Below are 15,419 nucleotides of genomic sequence, written 5' to 3' on the forward strand. Positions count from 1 at the left end.
GTCGGGGCGGGCCGGGGGCCCGGTGGCGGCGGGTCAGACGGCGGCGGCCGCCAGGTGGTCGGGGACCTCGCCGCCGCTGTCCAGGAAGTGCGTCAGCGGCAGGGTCGCGGCGCCCAGGGTGACCGCGTCGGGGCCGAGGTCGGAGAGCGTGATGGTGGTGCGCGAGCGCGGGTAGGAGAGCGCGTAGCGGGTCGCGGCCTCGTCGATCGCGGGCAGCAGCCGGGGGCCGAGCAGCAGGCCGGCCCAGCCGCCGATGACGATCCGTTCGGGGTTGAACAGGTTGACCAGGTCGGCGATGGACGCGCCGAGCAGTTCGGCGGCCTCGTCGAGCAGGGCGACGGCGCTGGGCCGCCCCTCCTCGGCGGCCCGCAGCAGTGCCGCCAGGCCGGCCTTCTCGCTGGTGCCGGCCACGGTGCCGTCCCAGCGCTCGACCAGTGCCTCGGCGCCGACGTAGGCCTCCAGGCAGCCGCGCGAGCCGCACCGGCAGGGGCGGCCGCCGACGTGCACCTTGGTGTGGCCCCACTCGCCGGCCGAGCTGGTCGCGCCGCGGAAGCGGGTGCCGTCGGCGATCACGCAGGCGCCGACGCCGGAGCCGAACAGGGCGACCACGGCGTGCCGGCTGCCGCGTCCGGCGCCGAACCACATCTCGGCCTGGCCGAGGGTCTTGGCGCCGTTGTCGACGTGCAGCGGCAGCGGGGTGTGCGCGCGGAGCATCCGGCCGAACGGGACGGCGTCCCAGCCGAAGGTCTGGCCGTGCACGACGGTGCCGGCGCCGGCGTCGGGGCCGGTGCCCTGCTCGACGATGCCGGGGACTCCTATCCCGATGCCGAGCACGCTCTCGGCGGGCACGCCGGCCGTGGCGAGCACCTGGTCGAGGCCGCCGGCGATCATCCGGACCACCCGCTCGGGGTCGTGCGCGGCGAGCAGCGGCTGGTCGGCCGAGGCGAGTTCGGTGAGCGCGAGGTCGAACAGGGTGACCCGGACCTGGGTCTCGCCGATGTCGACGCCGACCAGGTGGGCCTGGCCGGGCGCGACCCGGAGCAGGATGCGCGGGCGGCCGCCGTCCGAGTCGACCGACCCGCACTCCTCGATCAGGCCGTCGGTGAGCAACTCGCCCGTCACATTGCTGACCGACCCGGCGCTCAGCCCGGTCGCGGTGCCCAGTTCCTGGCGGCTCAGCGGACCGTGGAAGTACAGGTGTCGCAGCAGCGTCGATCTGCTGCTCCGCCGCAGGTCACGGACGGTCTGCTTGCCTCGGGGTGTCATCGGTTTCCCTTCTTCGTTGCAGAATCTACGCCGTCGCGCCTCTTGACGTCTACTTTTCTCAGACGTTAAATCTCGGCGTGAAGTAAGCGGCCGTGCCTGCTTCTTCACCCCCACGAGACGACAGCCCGAGAGGGGCTCCTCCCATGCGCACCCACCGGATCTCCGCCGCCCTCGCCCTGACCGCCGCCATCGTCCTGACCGCCTCCGCCTGCGGCGGCGGCGACAGCGGCGGTGGCGGCAACTCCAGCCCGAAGACCCTCACGTACTGGGCCTCCAACCAGGGCAGCAGCCTGGAGAACGACAAGCAGGTGCTGGAGCCCGAGCTGAAGAAGTTCGAGGCGCAGACCGGCATCAAGGTCAAGCTCGAGGTCATCCCCTGGAGCGACCTGCTGAACAGAATCCTCGCCGCCACCGCGTCCGGCCAGGGCCCGGACGTGCTGAACATCGGCAACACCTGGTCCGCCTCCCTCCAGGCCACCGGCGCGCTGCTCCCGTTCGACCAGGCCGCCTTCGACAAGATCGGCGGCAAGGACCGCTTCCTGGAGTCGACCATCGCCTCGGCCGGCGCCAAGGGCAAGGACCCGGCGGCCGTCCCGCTGTACTCGATGGCGTACGGCCTCTACTACAACAAGAAGCTGTTCCAGCAGGCCGGCATCGCCAACCCGCCGGCCACCTGGGAGGAGCTGGTCGCCGACGGCAAGAAGCTCACCTCGGGCGACAAGTACGGCCTGGCGATCGAGGGCGGCAACGTCTCGGAGAACGTCCACAACGTCTTCGCGCTCGGCATGCAGCACGGCACCGGCTTCTACGACGCCTCGGGCAAGCCGGCCTTCGACAGCCCGGAGGCGGTCGCCGCGGTCAAGCAGTACGTCGACTTCCTCGCCAACGACAAGATCGCCGCCCCGGGCAACGCCGAGTACGCCGCCAACCAGTCGGTGACCGACTTCGCCACCGGCAAGGCCGCGATGCTGATGTGGCAGTCGGCCGGCGCCAACCTCAAGTCGCACGGCATGAACCCGGACGACTACGCCGTCGTCCCGGTCCCGGCCCCGGCCGGCGCCACCGGCGCCAAGGCCACCACCTCGATGGTCGCGGGCATCAACATGGCGGTCTTCAAGAACACCAAGAACCTCGACGGCGCGCTGAACTTCGTGAAGTTCATGACCAGCGACGAGGAGCAGAAGACCCTCAACGGCACCTACGGCTCGCTCCCGCCGGTGAAGGCCGCGCAGTCCGACGCCGCGTTCTCCACCCCCGAGCTGCAGACCCTGGCCGGCGTCCTGGCCAAGAGCGCCGCGCCGCTCCCGCAGGTCGCCTCGGAGAGCCAGTTCGAGACGCTGATCGGCACCGCCGTGAAGAACCTGCTGGCGTCCGCCGCCGCCGGCAAGCCGGTCACCGAGGCCACGGTCAAGGACGAACTGTCCAAGGCCCAGCAGCAGATGCCCGCGAGCTGACGACGTGCCCGAGAAAGTGATCGACCGACCGACCGCCGGTCAGGAGGCCGCCCCGCAGGGGGCGGCCCCCGCCCGCCGGCGCCTCCGCGAGAAGTTCGGGCGCGGCGCGCTGCCCTACCTGCTGCTGCTCCCGGCCCTGCTGGCCGAACTGCTGATCCACCTGGTGCCGATGGTCACCGGCATCGTGATGGCGTTCAAGCAGCTCACCCAGTTCTTCATCCGCGACTGGTCCGCCGCCCCGTGGTCCGGCTTCGACAACTTCGAGGTGGCGCTGGAGTTCAACGCCCCCGTCGGCAAGGCGCTGCTGCACTCGTTCTGGGTGACCTGCGCGTTCACCGTGCTCTCGGTGGGCCTGTCCTGGCTGATCGGCGTCACCGCCTCGATCTTCACCCAGGACGCGTTCCGCGGCCGCGGGCTGCTGCGGGCGGCGTTCATGCTGCCGTACGCGCTGCCGGTGTTCGCGGCCGTGATCACCTGGTCGTTCATGTTCCAGCGGGACACCGGCCTGATCAACCACGTGCTGCACGACCAGCTGCACCTGACCAGCGACAAGCCGTTCTGGCTGATCGGCGACAACAGCTTCTGGGCGCTGCTGACCGTCTCGGTCTGGAAGTCCTGGCCGTTCGCCTTCCTGACCCTCACCGCGGGCCTGCAGAACATCCCGCGCGAGCTCTACGAGGCCGCCGCGCTGGACGGCGCCGGCGTCTGGCAGCAGATCCGCCGGATCACCCTGCCGTCGCTGCGCCCGGTCAACCTGGTGCTGGTGCTGGTCCTCTTCCTGTGGACCTTCAACGACTTCAACACGCCGTTCGTGCTGTTCGGCAAGTCCGCCCCGCAGGCCGCCGACCTGATCTCGATCCACATCTACCAGTCCTCCTTCATCACCTGGAACTTCGGCCAGGGCTCGGCGATGTCCGTCCTGCTGCTGCTGTTCCTGCTGCTGGTGACCGCGGTCTACCTGTTCGCCACCAACCGCCGCCGGGGGGAAGCAGAATGATCAACCCGCCCGCCTCCTTCCGCTGGCTGCGCCGCGTCGTGCTGCTGGTGCTGGCCGTCTTCACGCTGACCCCGGTCGCCGTGATGCTCAGCTCCTCGCTCAAGCCGCTGCGCGACGTCCAGGGCCCGTGGCGCTGGATCCCCAGCGAGCTGACCTTCCGGCCGTACGTCGACATCTGGAAGACCGTCCCGCTGGCGAAGTACTTCACCAACTCGCTGATCGTGGCCGGCTCGGCCACCGCGCTGTCGGTGCTGATCGCGCTGCTGGCCGGCTACGCGGTGAGCCGCTACCGGTTCCGCGGCAAGAAGGTCTTCACCATCACGGTGCTGTCCACCCAGATGTTCCCCGGCATCCTGTTCCTGCTGCCGCTGTTCCTGATCTTCGTCAACATCGGCAACTCCACCGGCATCGCCCTCTACGGCAGCCGCAGCGGCCTGATCCTGACCTACCTGACCTTCTCGCTGCCGTTCTCGATCTGGATGCTGGCCGGGTACCTCGACTCCATCCCGCGCGACCTCGACGAGGCCGCCGCCGTCGACGGCTGCGGGCCGATCCGCACCCTGGTGCAGATCATCGTCCCGGCCGCCCTGCCCGGCATCATCGCGGTCGCCGTGTACGCCTTCATGACCGCCTGGGGCGAGGTGCTGTTCGCCTCCGTCATGACCAACGACCAGACCCGCACGCTGGCCGTCGGGCTCCAGGGGTACGCCACGCAGACCGACGTCTACTGGAACCAGGTGATGGCCGCCTCGCTGGTCGTCAGCCTCCCCGTGGTCGCCGGATTCCTGCTGCTGCAGCGCTACCTGGTGGCCGGCCTGACCGCCGGTGCCGTCAAGTGACGCACCGCTGACGAGCCGTCAGGCCGCCCGCCCCCTCACCCTCGAAAGGACCACCCCGTGAACCACCTCGACGCGCTGCCGGCCAACTTCCGCTGGGGCGCCGCCACCGCCGCCTACCAGATCGAGGGCGCCGCGAGCACCGACGGCCGCGCGCCGTCGATCTGGGACACCTTCTCGCACACCCCCGGCAAGGTCGCGGGCGGCGACACCGGCGACGTGGCCTGCGACCACTACCACCGCTGGCCGCAGGACCTCGACCTGGCCGCCTCGCTCGGCCTCGACGCCTACCGCTTCTCGATCGCCTGGCCCCGGGTCGTCCCGCTCGCCGACGGCAAGGTCAACGCGGCCGGCCTCGACTTCTACGACCGGCTGGTCGACGGCATGCTGGAGCGCGGCCTCACCCCCTTCCCCACCCTCTACCACTGGGACCTCCCGCAGGCCCAGCAGGACCGCGGCGGCTGGCCCGAGCGCGCCACCGCCGAGCGCTTCGCCGAGTACGCGGCCGTGGTCGCCGAGCGCCTCGGCGACCGGGTCCGCGACTGGTGCACCCTCAACGAGCCGCTCTGCTCCTCCTGGATCGGCCACCTGGAGGGCACCATGGCCCCCGGCGTCACCGACCTGACCGCCGCCGTCCGCACCTCCTACCACCTGCACCTCGGCCACGGCCTCGCCGTCCAGGCCCTGCGCGCCGCCGTCCCCGGCGCCCGGATCGGCATCGTCAACAACCTCTCCACCATCGAGCCCGCCTCGCGCTCCGACGCCGACCTCGCCGCCGCCCTGCGCGCCGACGGCCACATCAACCGCTGGTGGCTCGACCCGGTCCTCGGCCGCGGCTACCCGCAGGACATGCTCGACCTGTACGGCGTCGAACTCCCGGTCCGCGACGGCGACCTGGAACTCATCTCGGCCCCGCTCGACTGGATCGGCCTCAACTACTACTTCCGCCAGATCGTCGCCGACGACCCCACCGGCCCGGCCCCGCACTTCCGCCAGGTCCCCGGCCCCAACCCCGAGCGCACCGCCATGGACTGGGAGGTGCACGCCCCCGGCATCGAGGAACTGCTGCTCCGCCTCACCGAGGAGTACGGCGTCCGCGAGATCTACGTCACCGAGAACGGCTCCGCCTACCGGGACACCGTCACCGCCGACGGCCGCGTCGACGACCCCGAACGCACCGCCTACCTCGAATCCCACCTCGCCGCCTGCGCCCGCGCCGTCGCCAAGGGCGCCCCGCTGGCCGGCTACTTCGCCTGGTCCCTGCTCGACAACTTCGAGTGGGCCTACGGCTACGACAAGCGCTTCGGCCTGATCCACGTCGACTACGACACCCAGGTCCGCACCCTCAAGTCCAGCGGCGAACGCTACGCCCAGCTCATCGCCGCCCACCGCGCCCGCGCCTGACCCCGCACCGCGCCGCACCACCGCAGGGCCCCGGAAGCACCCGCGCTCCCGGGGTCCGCGCCGTTCCGGCGCGGAAGCGGGCCGCCCGGGGCGGAGGCGGGTAGATTGAATCTACGTAGATGGAATCTACCTGGAACGGGGTCGGCGTGGTCTCCTCATTCGTGGGACGCGGGACGGAGCTCGCCCTCCTGCACAAGCGCCTGGAGCGGGTGACCGGTTCGGGGAGCGGCACGGCGCTGGCGATCCGGGGCCGCCGCCAGGTCGGCAAGTCGCGTCTGGTCCAGGAGTTCTGCGACCGGGCGGCGGTCCCCTACCTGTTCTTCACCGCCACCAAGGGAGCCTCGCCGGTGGAGGCCGTGGCCGAGTTCCTGTCCGACCTGCGGGACTCCGCGCTCCCACGGGACCCGGACCTGGTGTCCGCCGTGCGCCCCGGAAGCTGGCCGGACGCGTTCCGGGTGCTGGCGGCCGCCCTGCCCGACCGGCCGTCGGTCGTCGTGATCGACGAACTGCCCTGGCTCGCCGAGCAGGACGGCCTCTTCGACGGGGCCCTGCAGACGGCGTGGGACCGGCTGCTGGCGAAACGGCCGGTCCTGCTGCTCCTGCTCGGCAGCGACCTGCACATGATGGAGCGCCTCACCGCCTACGACCGCCCCTTCTACGGCCGCGCCGACAACCTGGTCCTGGGTCCGCTGAATCCCGCCGAGACCGGCGACGCCCTCGGCTTGGCCGCTGCCGACGCGGTCGACGCGCACCTGCTCTCGGGCGGGCTGCCGGGCGTCCTGCGGGCCTGGCCGCACGCCACGCCCGCGCTGTCCTTCCTTCGGCAGGAGTGCGCGGACCCGGCCTCCCCGCTCTTCTCCGTGCCCGAGTCCTCCCTGCTGGCCGAGTTCCCGGCACCGGACCAGGCCCGCCGCGTGCTGGAGGCGGTCGGGGGCGGGGACCGGACGCACGCCAACATCGCCGGGACGGCGGGCGGTCGCGAGGGCGCGCTGGCCTCGGGCTCGCTGTCGCCCCTGCTCCGGCGGCTGGTCGAGGAGAAACACGTCCTGGCCGTGGACGAGCCGGTCTCCACCCGTCCGGGGAAGCCGGTCCTGTACCGCGTCGCGGACAGCAACCTCCGCTGCTACCTGGCGGTCCTGCGCAGCGCGCAGGAGCAGGTCCGACGAGGCCGGCCGGAGGCGGCCTTCCGGGTGGTGGAGCGCCGGTGGACGGCCTGGCGGGGCCGGGCCGTCGAGCCGCTGGTCCGGCAGTCCCTCGAACTGGCCGCCGCGGACGGCGCCCTGCCCTGGGAAGGGGTCGAGGCGGTCGGCGGCTGGTGGAACCGGCAGTTCGACCCGGAGCTCGACCTGGTCGGTGCCGACCGTGCCCCGGTCGCCCGGCGGGTCCACTTCGTGGGCTCCACCAAGTGGTTGCTGTCCCCCTTCGACCGCCACGACCTGGCGGCCCTCGTCCGGGCCGCTCCCCAGGTCCCGGGCTTCGACCCGGACCGCACCGGTCTGGTGGCGGCCTCGCTGTCCGGGGCCGCCCCGGACGTCGGCGCGGGGGAGGTCGACCTGGTGTGGGGGCCGGACCGGCTGGTCGACGCCTGGCGGTGAGAACGGGGCAGGGCCCCGGGAGCATGGGATGCTCCCGGGGCCCTGCCGTGGTGTTCAGCGCGGGGTCAGCGGCCCTGGAGGGCCTTGACGTTGTCGCCGAAGGTCCAGCCCTTCGAGCCGTCCCAGTTCAGCGACCAGGTCATCAGGCCCTTGAGCTGGCCGTTGAAGGAGCCGTAGGCCTGGGAGACCAGGCTGGGGGCCATGTAGCCGCCGCCGGCGCCGGGCTGGGCCGGGAGGCCGGGGACCTGCTTGTCGTAGGGGACCTTGATGGTGGTGCCCTGGATGGTCAGGCCGTTGTTGAGGCAGGTGGTCTGGGCGGTGAAGCCCTGGACGGTGCCGGCCGAGTAGGAGTCGCCGGAGCAGCCGTACATCGAGCCGTTGTAGTACTGCATGTTCAGCCACCAGAGCTGGCCGTTGTCCACGTACTTCTTGATGATCGGCAGGTACGAGCCCCAGATGGAGCCGTAGGTGACGCTGCCGCCGGTGACGTACGCGGTCTCGGGGGCCATGGTGAGGCCGAAGCCGGCCGGCATCTGGGCGAGGACGCCGTCGATGATCCGGATCAGGTTGGACTGCGAGGCGGACAGCGTGCCGATGCTGCCGCTGCCGGACAGGCCGGTCTCGATGTCGATGTCGATGCCGTCGTAGTTGTACTTCTTCAGGATCGGCACCAGGGTCGCGACGAACTTGTCGGCGACCGCGCTGGAGCTGAGGTCGATGCCCGCGGCGGCGCCGCCGATCGACATCAGGATGGTCGCGCCGTTGGCCTTGGCCTGGCACATCTCGGCGGGGGTGGGCACCTTGACGCCGGTGTCCATGCCGTCCTGCCAGAGCGCGGTGCCGTCGGAGAGGATCACCGGGAAGGCGGTGGTGACCACGTTGTAGCCGTGCTGGCCGATCCGGCTGTCGGTGATCGGGGTCCAGCCGAGGCCCGGGTGCACGCCGTTGGAGGCGCCGTCCCAGTTCTCCCAGTAGCCCTGCAGGACCTTGCCGGTCGGCCGGGGCTTGGTCGCGCAGGTGGCGTCACCGGGCGGGTTGCTGGTCGGCGGCTGCGACGTGGGCGGCTGCGACGTGGGCGGCTGCGAGGTGGGGGGCTGGGAGGTCGGCGGCTGCGAGGTGGGCGGCTGCGACGTCGGGGGCTGCGAGGTGGGCGGCTGCGAGGTCGGCGCGCTGGTGGACGGCGACGGGCTGCTGCCGCCGGGGCCGCTGAGCACCAGGTCGTCCGCGTAGAACGCGGGCTGGCCGTACCAGCCGTGCACGAAGACGGTCACCGAGGTGGTGGACGCGCCGGTGGAGAAGGTGGTGCTGAGCTGGCCGTACGAGGCGTTGCCCGGGGCCCAGGTGGAGGCGTTCACGCCGGTGCCGGTGGCGCCGAGGTAGACGTAGCTGCCCTGGACGAAGCCGCTCAGGGTGTACTGCGAGTTCGGCTGCACGCTGACGGTCTGCGAGCACTGCGCGCTGTCCTGGCCGCTGGGGGTGGCCTTGAGCGCGGCGGTGCCGCCGTGCACCGGGCTGCTGACGACCGCCGCGCCGGAGCCGCTGGTGCAGGTCCAGTTGGAGAGGCCGCTCTCGAAGCCGGCGTTGGCGATCAGGTTGGCGACGTCGGCCGAGGCGGTGACCGAGCCGGCCACCGCGAGGCCGGCACCGATCACGGCCGCGGCGCTGACACCCGCGAGGGTGCGCTTGGCGGCGCTCGGGCCGGAGGCGGCGGCGTGGCTGACCCGGCGCGCCTGCGCGGCGCGCTCCACGGGCGTGTACGTCCTTCGACGGAACATCTCGTGATCCCTTTCCCGCCGAACACCTGGCCATGGGCATGACCAACGCTGTGGGGGCGCGATGCCCGGCTGTGGGTGAGGTGGGGACATGTGGGGGGTTGTGCCCAGCCGGATCGTAGGGGCGGGTGGATGGGGCGTCAATAGGTCTGGACCAATAACGAGGGTCGGCGGCACTGGCGGGAAGGGTCGCCCGGCCGCCCGCCCGCACGTCAGACCCCTTCCGCCCGCCCCCGCCCGCTCCCGTGCCCCCGTACGCCCTCCGTGCCCGCCGCGGCGGCGGCGCACAATGGCCGGGAACGCCGGGCGCCCCCCGGCGACCTCCCGGACGCCGAACGGAACGGGCCGAGACGTGGACTGCCTCACCCCCGCCGCCCTGCTCGCCGAAGCCTGCGCCGCCGCCGGCCGCCCCAGCGCGGGCGCGCAGCTGATCCGGGCCGGCGAGAACACCCTGTGGCGGCTGCCCGGCGGCGTGGTCGCCCGGATCGGCCGACCCGGACAACTCGCCACCGCCGCGAAGGAGTTGGCGATAGCCCACTGGCTGCGCGGGCACCGGGTGCCGGCCGTCCGGCCGCTCGCCGGCCAGCCCGCGCCGCACGCCGTCCGCGGCCGCCCGGTCACCTTCTGGCACGAGCTGCCGCCGCACCGCCCGGGCACCGCCGTCGAGTTGGCCACCGCGCTGCGCCGCCTGCACCGACTCCCGCCGCCGGAGGGCGGGTTGGGGCCGCTCGACCCGTTCGTCCGGCTCCCCGAGCGGATCGACGCCGCCCCGCTGGACGCCCCGGACCGCCGCCGGCTGCACGCCCGGCTCGCCGACCTGCGCACCGCCTGGCACGAACTCGCGCTCCCCGCCCGGCAGTCCACCGTCGTGCACGGCGACGCCTGGAGCGGCAACCTCGCCGTCACCGCCACCGCCGCCCACCTGCTGGACTTCGAGCGCACCGCACTCGGCCCGGTCGAGTGGGACCTCACCACCACCGCCGTCGGCCGCCACACCTTCGGCGCCGTCCCGCCCGAGACGTACGCCGCGTTCTGCGCGGCCTACGGCGCCGACGTCACCGAGTGGCCCGGCTACCCGGTGCTCCGCGACATCCGCGAACTGCGGCTCACCTGCTACGCCTGGCAGCAGGCCGGTGCCGACCCGCGCCACCGCGCCCAGGCCCGGCACCGGCTGGCCTGCCTGTTCGGCGCGCACGGCCCCCGGCCCTGGGGCTGGGCGCCGCTGGGCTGACCCGGCCGTCGGACCGACGGCCGGCGGCATGTCCGAACCGTGATCGGGAGTTCCGCACGGGGTCCCGGCCCAGCCGATACCTTCGGTCCCGAGAGCCGCGCGCGCCACCGGCGCCGCGACCGACCGAGGGGGAGAACATGCAGCCGCTGGAGCCCGGCGACCCGCGCCAGCTCGGGGACTACCGGCTGCTCGGCCGGCTCGGCGCGGGCGGCATGGGCGCGGTCTACCTCGGCCGCACCCCGGGCGGGCGCACCGTCGCGGTCAAGGCGGTCCAGCCCGCGCTGGCCCGGGACGCGCAGTTCCGCGAGCGGTTCCGGCAGGAGGTCGCGGCCGCCCGCCGGGTCGGCGGCTCCTGGACGGCGCCGGTGCTGGACGCCGACACCGAGGGCGAACTCCCCTGGGTGGCGACCGGGTTCGTGGCCGGCCCGTCGCTCACCGACGCCGTCCGCGAGCACGGCCCGCTGCCCGAGCCGACCGTCCGGCTGCTCGGCGTCGGCCTCGCCGAGGCGCTCGCCCACGTCCACGGCCTCGGCCTGGTGCACCGGGACGTCAAACCGTCCAACGTGCTGCTGACCCTGGACGGGCCGCGGCTGATCGACTTCGGCATCGCCCGCGCGCTGGACGAGAGTTCCGGCCTGACCCAGACCGGGCACGTGGTCGGCTCGCCCGGCTACATGTCGCCCGAGCAGGCCCAGGGACAGCCCGCCGGACCGGCCTCGGACGTGTTCTCGCTCGGCGCCGTGCTCGCGCTGGCCGCCACCGGCCGCCCGCCGTTCGGCGACGGCGTCAGCGGCGCCGTCCTGCTCTACCGCGTCCTGCACGAGCAGCCCGACCTGGCCGCGCTCGACTACCCGCTGCGCACCGTGATCCTCGCCTGCATGGCGAAGAACCCCGCCGCCCGGCCCACCCCCGGGCAGCTGCGCGACCGCCTCGACCCCGACCACGACGCGGCCGGCCGGCTCGGCCGCAGCAACTGGCTCCCCGCCGACCTCGCCGCCGCGGTGGGCCGCACCGCCGTCCGCCTGCTCGACCTGGAGACCGACGGCCACCCGCCGTCCGCAGCGCCGTCCGCGCCGCCGTCCGCGCCGGTCCACCCGCCCGTGCAGCCACCGCTCCCGCCCGCGCAGCCGCTCGCCGCCCAGGCCACCCAGGCCGGCTTCGGCCCGGCCGACCCCGCCGCCTTCGACCCCGCCGCCTTCGGCCCGCCGCCGAAGCGCCCCGGCCGGGGCCGCCGGATCGCGCTGCTCACCGCGGCGGCGCTGCTCCTCGCCGGACTCGGCGGCTACGGCGTGGCGCGACTGGCCGACAACTCGGGCGGCTCGGGCGGCTCGGGCAGCGCCGCCGCCACCGGCGCGCCCGGGCCCGCCCCCGAGCAGTCGACCCCCGAGCCGTCCGGCAGCGCCTCCGGCAGCGCGTCCGACGACCCGTCCGACGACCCGTCGGAGGAGCCGTCCGACGGCCCCAGCACCGAGAACGTCGTGCCCGAGGCGTTCGTCGGCATGTGGCGCGGCGACGGCGCGGGCAGCGACAAGGCGTCCACGCTGGAGGTGGTGGTGAACCGGGGCGCGATCGGCGAGCGGGACGGCGGCTCGGGCTGGCTGAAGAGCAAGTCCGGCGAGTGCCGGGCCACCTGGACCCTGGTGAAGTCCGCCGAGACCCGGCTCAACTTCACCTCGGAGCTGCTCAGTGCGCGCGGCCTGCAGTGCGGCACCGGCGAGCGCCAGCTCGACCTCCAGCCGGACGGCACGCTGCGCTACGGCGCGACCGGCGGTGCGGAGGGCAGCGGGGTGGTGCTGCACCGGGTCACGCCGTGACGGCGGCGGCCGGGCCGCTCAGTCCACGCAGGGCACCCCGCCCAGCTCCAGCGGCGGCATGACCACGGGGGAGGCCGCGGCGGGCTCCGCCCCGGTCGCCGAAGGCCCCGCCGTCGTCGAAGCCCCCGCCGCCGTCGAAGCGCCCGCCGCCGGAACCCCCGTCGCGGTCGCCGGCACGGCGGCCCCCCGCTCGCCGGCCAGCAGCCGCCGGAAGGTGTCCGGCGACCCGGCCGCCCGCAGCCGCTCCCCGGAGTAGTACACCGGCAGGGTGGTGAAGCTGCCCTGCCCGGCGGCCAGCGCCGGGACCTGGCGGGTGAAGTCGACCGGGTTCCAGCCCTCGTCCAGCACCAGTTGGTCGCGCAGCCCGTCGTACAGCGCGGTGAGCTTCGTCGGGTCGGCCAGCACCCCGCCGCCGCGCAGCTTCGCCAGCACACCGGCCAGCAGTGCCTGGGCGCGCCGGGTGCGGTTCAGGTCGGAGCCGTCGCCGACACCGTGCCGCTGGCGGACGAAGGCGAGCGCCTGGGCCGGGCCGAGGTCCTGCCGGCCGGCGGGCAGGTGGGCCCCGCTGTAGGTGTCGTACACGGCGCGGTTCAGGCAGACCGGGATCTCGCCGAGCGCCTGGGCGGCCCGGTAGAAGCCGAGCGTGGAGATCTCCGCGTAGTGGTCGATCCGGACGCCGGTGAGCGCCTCGACGCCCTTGAACAGGGCCAGCCGCCCGGCGCTCTGGGCCCGCCTCCGCACGTCCGGGTCGGCCAGGCCCGGGCCGCCCAGCCGCTGTACCTCGGCCTGCTCGGCGTTCGCGTAGAGCTGGTTGATCATCACTTCGCGGCCCCGGTCGTCCGGGACGAGGAGGTCCCGGGGCACCGCGAGCTGCCGCACCTCGCCGCCGCCCGCCGGGACGTGCACCAGCATGATGGTGTCGGTGCGGGCCAGCAGCAGGTCCGTCCGGCCGTCCGTGCCGAGGTGCAGGTCGCCGCGGAGCAGGTCGTCCGGTGCCGGGCTCCCCTGCGGGTCGGCGGCGGTGTCGACGCCGACCAGCAGGATCGTCACCCCGTCGGTGAGCGGCGCGGGCACCGGGTCGGCGGACGGGCCGGCGTGCGCGGCCCGCACCACGTCGGTGCGCTGCCCGGGCAGCTCGCGCGGCACGGTCAGCAGCCCGGCGCCGGCCGCGACCACCGCGGTCAGCGCCCCCGCCAGCAGCACGGTGCGCCGCCTGGCCCGCTTGCGCCGCCGTCCGGCGGCCAGCCCGCCGTCGACCAGCCGGGCCGTCACCTCCGGCCCCGGGCCCGGTCCCGTCAGCCCGAAGGCCGCCCCCAGCCGCACCTCGAACTCCTCCTCCCCGTCGCCCCTGCCGACCTCGACCCCGCCGCCGTCGCCGTTCATGCCGCCACTCCGTCCTTCCCGTCCCGGGTTCATCGCGCCACCAGTTCCGCCAGGTCCCCGCCGAGCAGTCCGCGCAGCTTGGCCAGGGCCCGCGAGCACCTGGTCCGGACGGCCGCCGAGCTGTCCTTCACGATCGCCGCGGTCTCCTCCACGCTGCGGTCCTCCCAGTACCGCAGCACCACCACCGCCCGGTCCCGGGGCGGGAGTTGGGACAGCGCCTCGACCAGGGCCAGCCGCAGCGCCGAGTCCGGCCCGTCCTCGGCGACCTCCGGCAGGGCCTGGCTGGGCCGTTCGCCGCTGCTGCGCCGCCGCTGGTGCGAGAGGTAGGCCCGGACCAGCACGGTCTGCGCGTAGCCGGCCGGGTTGTCGATCCGCCCGGCCCAGCTCGGCCGGTGCAGCCGGTGCCAGTGCGCGTACATCTGTCCCAGCGTCTCCTGCACCAGGTCCTCCGACAGGTGGGTGTCCCCGCCGGTGAGGAAGTACGCCGAGCGGTAGAGCTGCCCGGACCGGGCCGTCGCGAACGCGACGAACTCCTCCTCCATGGCGGCCTGCCGTCGAGCAGTGCCCACGTCCCTCTCCCCTCGCCTGATCCGTCCTATGACGGTGCGGGAGCCCGGGATGTTTCAAGCCGGTCCGCATTGCCGTCCGGTTCGGTCCGAAGGACCGCCGGAGACGTCCGCGAGGGGAGTATCACTGTCCGGTTGCGGACGGTCCGCGGGCCCCCGCCCGCTGGAAGGATGGGACGGCACCGCCTGTTCGTACCCCGTACTGGAGTCATCCCATGGCCCTGCCCGACGGATCGCCCGACCACCGCCACCGCGGCGAGCACCCCGTCCGCACGCTGTCGTTCCGCTCCCGTCCCGACCGCGCCCGGGTCCTCGGCGCGGTCGGCGTCCTCCCCACCGGACTCCCGCGCCCCGGCGGCCCGTACGGCGGCCCGCAGGCCGCCCCACCCGCCTGACCGGCCACGCCGACCGCCTACCTACCGCACGCCTACCGCACGCCAATCGCACGCACTCCCACGAACAGGAACCGCCCCGCATGACCGACCCGCTCAGCGGCAGACTCGTCCGGCTCCGAGAGCTCCGCGAAGCCGACCTCCCGCAACTCACCAGCTGGTGGCGCGAACCCGGCCTCGCCATCCAACAGCTCACCGGCCCGGTCCACCCCCAGCCCGAGGACCGCCTCGCCGACATGTTCCGGGCCTGGAGCCAGAACACCGGCACCGACCTCGGCCTCTCCGTCGAGACCCTCGACACCGGCGACCTGGCCGGCCACGTCACCCTCTACGGCGCCACCCCCAAGGACCGCTGCGCCACCCTCGCGATCATCATCGGCCCGCCCCACCAGGACCGCGGCCTGGGCACCGACGTGCTGCGCACCACCATCCGCTACGCCTTCGCCGAGCTCGGCCTGCACCGCATCGAACTGACCGTCAACGGCTACAACACCCGGGCCCTCGCCGCCTACCGCCGGGCCGGCTTCACCGAGGAGGGCCGCCGCCGCGAGGCGGTCTTCCGGGCCGGCGGCTGGCACGACCAGGTCCAGATGGGCGTCCTGTCCACCGAGTGGCAGGAGGACATCTGACCGGTCCGGCCGCGCTGTTCAGGGGCGCGGGGAGGACCGCTGCCCGCGCAGCGGTCCTCCCCGTGCCCCTGACCTTCTCC

General features: G+C 73.9%; 13 protein-coding genes. 9 read left to right on the forward strand and 4 right to left on the reverse strand.

From position 1 onward, the window contains the following. Positions 1-33: 33 nt before the first annotated feature. Positions 34-1,266 carry an ROK family transcriptional regulator gene (locus tag KSE_RS20955; RefSeq protein WP_014137338.1) on the reverse strand — a complete coding sequence of 411 codons (1,233 nt, stop codon included), beginning with the start codon at positions 1,264-1,266 and terminating at the stop codon, positions 34-36. Between the two features lie 143 nt (positions 1,267-1,409). Between KSE_RS20955 and KSE_RS20960 the strand changes: the two genes are divergently transcribed. From KSE_RS20960 to KSE_RS20980, 5 genes are all read left to right on the forward strand, one after another. Further along, positions 1,410-2,720, forward strand: coding sequence for an ABC transporter substrate-binding protein (locus KSE_RS20960; protein WP_014137339.1), 1,311 nt, complete (start codon positions 1,410-1,412; stop codon positions 2,718-2,720). 16 nt (positions 2,721-2,736) lie between these two features. Beyond that, the gene (locus KSE_RS20965) at positions 2,737-3,717 is read left to right on the forward strand and encodes a carbohydrate ABC transporter permease (RefSeq protein WP_014137340.1); all 981 of its coding nucleotides are present in this window, start codon (positions 2,737-2,739) and stop codon (positions 3,715-3,717) included. Beyond that, positions 3,714-4,556 carry a carbohydrate ABC transporter permease gene (locus KSE_RS20970; RefSeq protein ID WP_014137341.1) on the forward strand — a complete coding sequence of 281 codons (843 nt, stop codon included), beginning with the start codon at positions 3,714-3,716 and terminating at the stop codon, positions 4,554-4,556. The genes KSE_RS20965 and KSE_RS20970 overlap by 4 nt, the downstream gene beginning before the upstream one ends. A 57-nt stretch (positions 4,557-4,613) precedes the next feature. Beyond that, on the forward strand, positions 4,614-5,957 hold the full coding sequence (locus tag KSE_RS20975) for a GH1 family beta-glucosidase (protein WP_014137342.1): 1,344 nt from the start codon (positions 4,614-4,616) through the stop codon (positions 5,955-5,957). A 119-nt stretch (positions 5,958-6,076) separates the two neighbouring features. Beyond that, entirely contained in the window at positions 6,077-7,552 is a 1,476-nt protein-coding gene (locus KSE_RS20980; protein ID WP_014137343.1) for an ATP-binding protein, read from the forward strand. 65 nt (positions 7,553-7,617) lie between these two features. Here the strand turns inward: KSE_RS20980 and KSE_RS46385 are convergent, their stop codons facing one another. Further along, positions 7,618-9,327, reverse strand: a complete 1,710-nt coding sequence (locus tag KSE_RS46385) for a carbohydrate binding domain-containing protein (RefSeq protein ID WP_033258860.1) — start codon at positions 9,325-9,327, stop codon at positions 7,618-7,620. Positions 9,328-9,676: 349 nt separating this feature from the next. Here KSE_RS46385 and KSE_RS20990 point away from each other — a divergent pair, with 349 nt between their 5' ends. Continuing rightward, a complete protein-coding gene (locus KSE_RS20990) occupies positions 9,677-10,555 on the forward strand; it encodes a phosphotransferase enzyme family protein (RefSeq protein WP_014137345.1) in 879 nt (292 codons plus the stop codon). Positions 10,556-10,692: 137 nt separating this feature from the next. Beyond that, a complete protein-coding gene (locus tag KSE_RS20995; protein WP_014137346.1) occupies positions 10,693-12,369 on the forward strand; it encodes a serine/threonine-protein kinase in 1,677 nt (558 codons plus the stop codon). 18 nt (positions 12,370-12,387) lie between these two features. Here the strand turns inward: KSE_RS20995 and KSE_RS38675 are convergent, their stop codons facing one another. Together KSE_RS38675 and KSE_RS21005 are read right to left on the reverse strand one after the other, a co-directional pair. Further along, positions 12,388-13,752 carry an LCP family protein gene (locus tag KSE_RS38675; RefSeq protein WP_014137347.1) on the reverse strand — a complete coding sequence of 455 codons (1,365 nt, stop codon included), beginning with the start codon at positions 13,750-13,752 and terminating at the stop codon, positions 12,388-12,390. 29 nt (positions 13,753-13,781) lie between these two features. Then, the gene (locus KSE_RS21005) at positions 13,782-14,294 is read right to left on the reverse strand and encodes a SigE family RNA polymerase sigma factor (RefSeq protein ID WP_014137348.1); all 513 of its coding nucleotides are present in this window, start codon (positions 14,292-14,294) and stop codon (positions 13,782-13,784) included. A 239-nt stretch (positions 14,295-14,533) separates the two neighbouring features. Here KSE_RS21005 and KSE_RS21010 point away from each other — a divergent pair, with 239 nt between their 5' ends. Together KSE_RS21010 and KSE_RS21015 are read left to right on the forward strand one after the other, a co-directional pair. After that, on the forward strand, positions 14,534-14,713 hold the full coding sequence (locus KSE_RS21010; RefSeq protein ID WP_014137349.1) for a hypothetical protein: 180 nt from the start codon (positions 14,534-14,536) through the stop codon (positions 14,711-14,713). Between the two features lie 80 nt (positions 14,714-14,793). Next, a complete protein-coding gene (locus tag KSE_RS21015) occupies positions 14,794-15,339 on the forward strand; it encodes a GNAT family N-acetyltransferase (RefSeq protein ID WP_014137350.1) in 546 nt (181 codons plus the stop codon). The last annotated feature ends 80 nt before the right edge of the window (positions 15,340-15,419 follow it).

The organism is Kitasatospora setae KM-6054, from assembly GCF_000269985.1.
Lineage (GTDB): Bacteria > Actinomycetota > Actinomycetes > Streptomycetales > Streptomycetaceae > Kitasatospora > Kitasatospora setae.

Excerpts from the sequence above, each read along its gene's own strand:
- KSE_RS20955 (WP_014137338.1), bottom strand. The coding sequence starts at position 1,266 with ATGACACCCCGAGGCAAGCAGACCGTCCGTGACCTGCGGCGGAGCAGC.
- KSE_RS20960 (WP_014137339.1), top strand. The coding sequence starts at position 1,410 with ATGCGCACCCACCGGATCTCCGCCGCCCTCGCCCTGACCGCCGCCATC.
- KSE_RS20970 (WP_014137341.1), top strand. The coding sequence starts at position 3,714 with ATGATCAACCCGCCCGCCTCCTTCCGCTGGCTGCGCCGCGTCGTGCTG.
- KSE_RS20980 (WP_014137343.1), top strand. The coding sequence starts at position 6,077 with ATGGAATCTACCTGGAACGGGGTCGGCGTGGTCTCCTCATTCGTGGGA.
- KSE_RS46385 (WP_033258860.1), bottom strand. The coding sequence starts at position 9,327 with ATGTTCCGTCGAAGGACGTACACGCCCGTGGAGCGCGCCGCGCAGGCG.
- KSE_RS20995 (WP_014137346.1), top strand. The coding sequence starts at position 10,693 with ATGCAGCCGCTGGAGCCCGGCGACCCGCGCCAGCTCGGGGACTACCGG.
- KSE_RS38675 (WP_014137347.1), bottom strand. The coding sequence starts at position 13,752 with ATGAACGGCGACGGCGGCGGGGTCGAGGTCGGCAGGGGCGACGGGGAG.
- KSE_RS21005 (WP_014137348.1), bottom strand. The coding sequence starts at position 14,294 with ATGGAGGAGGAGTTCGTCGCGTTCGCGACGGCCCGGTCCGGGCAGCTC.
- KSE_RS21010 (WP_014137349.1), top strand. The coding sequence starts at position 14,534 with ATGGCCCTGCCCGACGGATCGCCCGACCACCGCCACCGCGGCGAGCAC.
- KSE_RS21015 (WP_014137350.1), top strand. The coding sequence starts at position 14,794 with ATGACCGACCCGCTCAGCGGCAGACTCGTCCGGCTCCGAGAGCTCCGC.